Origin of the sequence: Teichococcus rhizosphaerae (assembly GCF_002631185.1) — a bacterium.
GTDB lineage: Bacteria > Pseudomonadota > Alphaproteobacteria > Acetobacterales > Acetobacteraceae > Pseudoroseomonas > Pseudoroseomonas rhizosphaerae.
Map to the genome: position 1 here is coordinate 1 of NZ_PDNU01000091.1, position 5164 is coordinate 5164.

Sequence of the window (5164 nt, forward strand, 5' to 3'; positions counted from 1 at the left end):
CGCGTGTTGCAGGTAGTCGGCGAAGGCGCGGAAGCGATTGACGTGGACGAAGCCGTCCACCACCCGCCAACTGTCGCGCAACTCGCCCAGGGTACCGACGCACAGGCTGCTGAACGCCAGCACGCCGCCCGGCCGCAGGACCCGCCGCGCCTCGGCCAGGACCGCCGGGAGGTCGGCGCACCACTGGATGGCCAGGCTGGAGAACAGCAGGTCGCAACTGCCGTCGCGCAACGGCAGCCTCTCGGCGTCGCCGCCGATGAAATGGCTGGCGCCGCCGCGCGCGCGGGCATGCCGCAGCATGCCTTCGGCGATGTCCACAGCCAGGCCCTCGGCCGCGCCAAAGCGGCGTTCCAGGGCCCGGCTGAAATGACCGGTGCCGCAGCCGAGATCGACCCAGCGGCGCGGCGAGAAGCCTTCCGGCAATGCCGACAGCAGGCTCTCGCCGACGCCGCGCTGGAGTTCGGCCACCGCGTCGTAGCTGGCCGCCGCGCGGGAAAACGACGCGGCGACCCGGCGCTTGTCGGGCAGCGCGGCAACGCCATGGGGCGCCAGCAGCGGCGCGGAATCGTCAGGCATCGTCACCCTCGCGAAGGAATCTCAGGATTGCGCTGGCCACCTCGTCCGGGCATTCCAGCGGCAGGCCGTGGCTGGCCGCCAGGGTCGAGACCTCGACGTCCGGCAGCCACTCGAGCAGGGCCTCGGCGGCGGCCACCGGCACCAGCGCATCGGCTTCGGCGAACAGATGCAATTGCGGCCCGCGGAAGTTTTCCAGGGCGGCCCGGGTATCCAGTTGGCCGAGCAACTGCAGGCCGGCGACCAGCGCCTCGCGCTCCAGCTGCGGCAGCGCCACCTGCAGTTGCCGCGCCAGGGTCCGAGGGTCGCGCGCACCCTGGCTGACCAGTAGGGTGAAACGCTTGCGGGTCAGGTGCGGTTCGAGCAGGAAAGCCTCGAAGAAGTCCTCGAAGGTTTCCGCCGGCATCGCGTTCGGCCAGTCCTCGCGCACACGGAAGCACGGATTGCTGGCCAGGGTCAGCAGGCCCCGGCAATCGTCGCCGCGGCGCGCCGCCAGTTCGCCGGCGAGCATGCCACCCAGCGACCAGCCGGCCAGCCAGCTATCGCGCGGCAGGTTGTCGTCGAGTTCGTCGAGCCAGTCGGCGGCATCGTCCAGCGACGGCAGCGGCTCGATCAACACGTTCAGGTGCGGCTCGCGCTCGTGCAGCGCGTCGCGCAGCGGTTCCAGCGGTGCGCTGCCCAGGCCCCAGCCCGGCAACAGGATCAGGTGGTCACGCATCGTCTCCCTCCTCGGCTTCGATCTCTGCCAGAAGGCTAGACGACAGCTGTCGCCAGCTTTCGCCGAGGGCTTCGAGCAAGCGGTCGACCTGCGCTTCGCTGTGCGCGGCGGACAGCGTGACGCGCAGCCGCGCGCTGTTGGCCGGCACGGTTGGCGGGCGGATCGCGCCGACCATGATGCCGCGGGCTCGAAGCATGCCGGCCAGGGCCACGGCCTGGCGGCTGCCGCCGACCAGGATCGGCTGGATCGGCGTGAAGCTGTCCATCAGGGTCAGGCCAAGCGCCTCGGCGCCATGGCGGAAACGGGCGATCAGCGCCGCCAGGTGTTGCCGCCGCCAGCTTTCGCGGCGCAGCAGCTCCAGGCTCCTCAGGGTGGCGCAGGCCACCGCTGGCGGCTGGCTGGTGGTGTAGATGTAGGGCCGGGCGTACTGAATCAGGGTCTCGATCAGTTCCTCGCTACCGGCTACGAAGGCGCCGGCGGTACCGAAACCCTTGCCGAGGGTGCCGATCAGCACCGGCACCTGCTCCTGGCCGAGGCCGAAGTGTTCGACGATCCCGCCGCCGCTGGCGCCCAGCGGGCCGAAGCCATGCGCGTCGTCGACCATCAGCCAGGCGCCGCGGGCCTGCGCGACGGCGGCCAGGGCCGGCAGGTCGGCGAGATTGCCGTCCATGCTGAAGACCCCATCGGTGACCACCAGGGTATTGCCCTCGGCCTTGTCCAGGCGCGCGGCGAGGCTTGCCGGGTCGTTGTGCAGGTAGCGCGAGAAACGCGCGCCGGAGAGCAATCCGGCATCCAGCAGCGAAGCGTGGTTGAGGCGGTCCTCCAGCACCGTGTCGCCCTTGCCGACCAGCGCGGTCACCGCGCCAAGGTTGGCCATGTAGCCGGTGGAGAACAGCAGCGCGCGCGGCCGCCCGGTGAATTCGGCGAGGGCCAGCTCCAGTTCGTGGTGCGGACCGCTGTGGCCGACCACCAGGTGCGAGGCGCCGCCGCCCACGCCCCAGCGCTCGGCGCCGGCGCGTAACGCGGCGATCACTTCGGGATGATTGGCCAGGCCGAGGTAGTCGTTGGAACAGAAGGCCAGCAGCGGCTGGCCGTCGACCACGACGTCCGGGCCCTGGGCCGACTCCAGCAGCGGCCGCTGGCGGTAGAGGTCTTCCGCGCGCCGGCTGGCGAGGCGGGAAGCGAGATCGAAGGACATGGCAGGTCGCTCGTGTTGCTGGACGGACGCAGGCGCACCCGTCCACGCAGGGCCGACATCAGCGGCTGCAACGAAGGGACGGCGGCGCCCTCCCTTCCAGTATGGTCAGGCGGAAGCGGCGTTATAGAACAGCTTCGATTCGCGTTGTTCCACCAACGCCTGCTCGATGGCGGCCTGGTGCACTTCGTCGGCGTGCTCTTCGCGCTCTTCCGGCTTGATGCCGAGACGGGCGAACAACTGCATGTCCTTTTCGGCCTGCGGGTTCTTCGTGGTCAGCAGCTTTTCGCCGTAGAAGATCGAGTTGGCCCCGGCCATGAAGGCCAGCGCCTGCATCTGCTCGTTCATCTGCTCGCGGCCGGCGGACAGGCGCACGTGGGACTTCGGCATCATGATCCGGGCCACCGCCAGGGTGCGGATGAAGTCGAAGGGATCGACGTCCTTCTCTTCCGCCAGGGGCGTGCCCTTGACCTTCACCAGCATGTTGATCGGCACCGACTCCGGGTGCTCCGGCAGGTTCGCCAACTGGATCAGCAGGCCGGCGCGGTCGTCCACCGACTCGCCCATGCCGAGGATGCCGCCGGAGCAGATCTTCATCCCCGCCTCGCGCACGTAGGCCAGGGTCTGCAGGCGCTCGCTGTAGGTGCGGGTGGTGATGATGTTGCCGTAGAACTCCGGCGAGGTATCCAGGTTGTGGTTGTAGTAGTCGAGGCCGGCGTCCGCCAGCGCCTGGGTCTGTTCCTGGGTCAGGCGGCCGAGGGTCATGCAGGTCTCCAGGCCGAGCTTCTTCACGCCCTTGACCATCTCCAGGACGTAGGGCATGTCCTTGGCCGACGGGTGCTTCCAGGCAGCGCCCATGCAGAAGCGGGTCGAACCGATGGCCTTGGCCTCGGCCGCCGCCTCGAGGACCTTCTGCACCTCCATCAGCTTCTCCTTGTCCAGGCCGGTGTTGTAGTGGCCGGACTGCGGGCAGTACTTGCAGTCCTCGGGACAGGCGCCGGTCTTGATCGACAGCAGCGTCGAGACCTGTACGCGGTTCGGGTCGAAGTGCGCGCGATGCACCGTCTGCGCCTGGAACAGCAGGTCGTTGAACGGCTGCTCGAACAGGGCACGGACTTCGGCGAGGGACCAGTCGTGACGGGTGGCGACGGAAGCGGTTGCACTCATGGGGAAGATTCCTTCGACGCTTGCATGGCGCCTTTTGTCGGGGAGCCCCGGCACGCCGGGGTCAGGCTTAAGGGGCATCATAAGTGGCTCTAGGACGCTGTCAACCCAGACCAGGACACAGGTATACACCTGATCAATATTTGATCATTTCATCGGCGATCGTCGCCCCTGAGCATTTCACCCAAGACACTCGACTTCGGCCTACTTCAAGCGCTTCAAGCCGCCACCAACCAGACCATCAAGGAAAAGCCCTTCCAGATCACTGCAAGCAAGAACTGCAATAGCGCCTATGGCCTGGGAGCCCTTCTGAGACCCGTGAATTCTTCCAGCACCGTAGGCGACACGTTGGTGCCGGGAGACAACAAGTCCGTAGGCATCACCGTGCTCAGGCAAGAAGACCGTCGCATCGTCCCCTTCAACAAAGAATTCCAATTGGTGGAACACAGCAAAGACCAGGTCGTGGTGAAGAACTTCCTGGCCCAACTGAAATGGATGACCAACGCACCTACGTTGGGTCGATTCAATGCCACCACTGCGATAGATATCTACTACAAGTGAGCGGGAGGCCGCTTCGCAGACGGAAGCGGCCGGTATCGACGACTCAGCGCAGGAAGAAGTGCTGGAGTCGTTGCACTTGCCAGTTGTAACGGCGACGCGCCTCGAGACCTTCCTCCAGGCTGACGGCGACGAAACGCGCCTTCTGGTTCGGTTGCATCTGCGCCAGCCGGTTCAGGTCGGGGCTGATCACCGTGCCCAGCGTGGCATATCCCCCACCGGATACCGCATCACGATGCAGGACGATGGGTTCGAGCCCGCCCGGTACCTGGATCGAGCCGATGGGATAGCAGGCGTCGACGATGTTGGACGGGTCCGAGCCTGCGCCGAATGGCTGTTCGCGCGGCTCGAACCGGAGCGCCGTGCCGCCCTTGAAGCGGTAGCCGGTGCGGTCCGCCTCCGAGCCGACGGTCCAGGTCTCGGCGAAGAAACGCTCGACCGCGTCGGGAGTCAGGCGATGGACGTAGAGTCCGGGAACTACCCGCAAGCTCACCTCGCCGCCGACCTCCACCTGCAACGAGCGCGGCAGCGCCAAGCCCTCCACGGCAGAGGGCGAGGCAGGCCCCAGGGGCAGCAGGTCGCCCTCCGCCAGTCGCCGTCCCTGCAAGCCACCGATCGCCCCCAGACCGTAGGTCGAACGGCTGCCCAGCACCTCGGGTACCGCGATGCCGCCGTCGATGGCGAGATAGCCACGGGCGCCGGCACGGATGAAATCGAACCCCAGTACCTGGCCGGCGCGAACCCGGAAGGAAGTATCCAGCGGCATCTCCGCGCCCTCCAGGCGAGGCGTCATGCGCGCCCCGCACACGGCCACCAGGGCGTCGCGCTGGAACTCCAGCTGCGGACCCAGCAGCGCGCACTCCAGCACGGCGGCGGTCGGTGCGTTGCCCACCAGCAGGTTGGCCGCGCGCAGGGCGTACTGGTCGAGCGCGCCGGACGGCGGGATACCCAGGTGA

6 protein-coding genes are annotated in these 5164 nt (G+C 67.7%); 1 reads left to right on the forward strand and 5 read right to left on the reverse strand.

Annotated elements, in window-relative coordinates; translation table 11 throughout:
- The 4 genes from CR162_RS21490 to bioB all read right to left on the reverse strand — a co-directional run.
- Nucleotides 1-576, reverse strand: a 576-nt coding sequence (locus CR162_RS21490; protein WP_099097514.1) for a methyltransferase domain-containing protein, incomplete at its 3' end; no start/stop codon positions are given.
- Nucleotides 569-1291: an alpha/beta fold hydrolase gene (locus CR162_RS21495; RefSeq protein ID WP_003084828.1), complete on the reverse strand. Its 723-nt coding sequence runs from the start codon at nucleotides 1289-1291 to the stop codon at nucleotides 569-571. The genes CR162_RS21495 and CR162_RS21490, both read right to left, overlap by 8 nt.
- On the reverse strand, nucleotides 1284-2489 hold the full coding sequence (gene bioF, locus CR162_RS21500; RefSeq protein ID WP_015502248.1) for an 8-amino-7-oxononanoate synthase: 1206 nt from the start codon (nucleotides 2487-2489) through the stop codon (nucleotides 1284-1286). The genes CR162_RS21495 and bioF overlap by 8 nt, the downstream gene beginning before the upstream one ends.
- A 105-nt stretch (nucleotides 2490-2594) precedes the next feature.
- Nucleotides 2595-3653: a biotin synthase BioB gene (gene bioB / locus CR162_RS21505; protein ID WP_003103330.1), complete on the reverse strand. Its 1059-nt coding sequence runs from the start codon at nucleotides 3651-3653 to the stop codon at nucleotides 2595-2597.
- A 174-nt stretch (nucleotides 3654-3827) separates the two neighbouring features.
- Here bioB and CR162_RS21510 point away from each other — a divergent pair, with 174 nt between their 5' ends.
- A complete protein-coding gene (locus CR162_RS21510) occupies nucleotides 3828-4211 on the forward strand; it encodes a fimbrial protein (protein ID WP_223819114.1) in 384 nt (127 codons plus the stop codon).
- 43 nt (nucleotides 4212-4254) lie between these two features.
- Here CR162_RS21510 and CR162_RS21515 read toward each other — a convergent pair.
- Nucleotides 4255-5164: 5-oxoprolinase subunit C family protein (locus CR162_RS21515; protein WP_099097513.1), on the reverse strand; the 910-nt coding region annotated here is incomplete at its 5' end.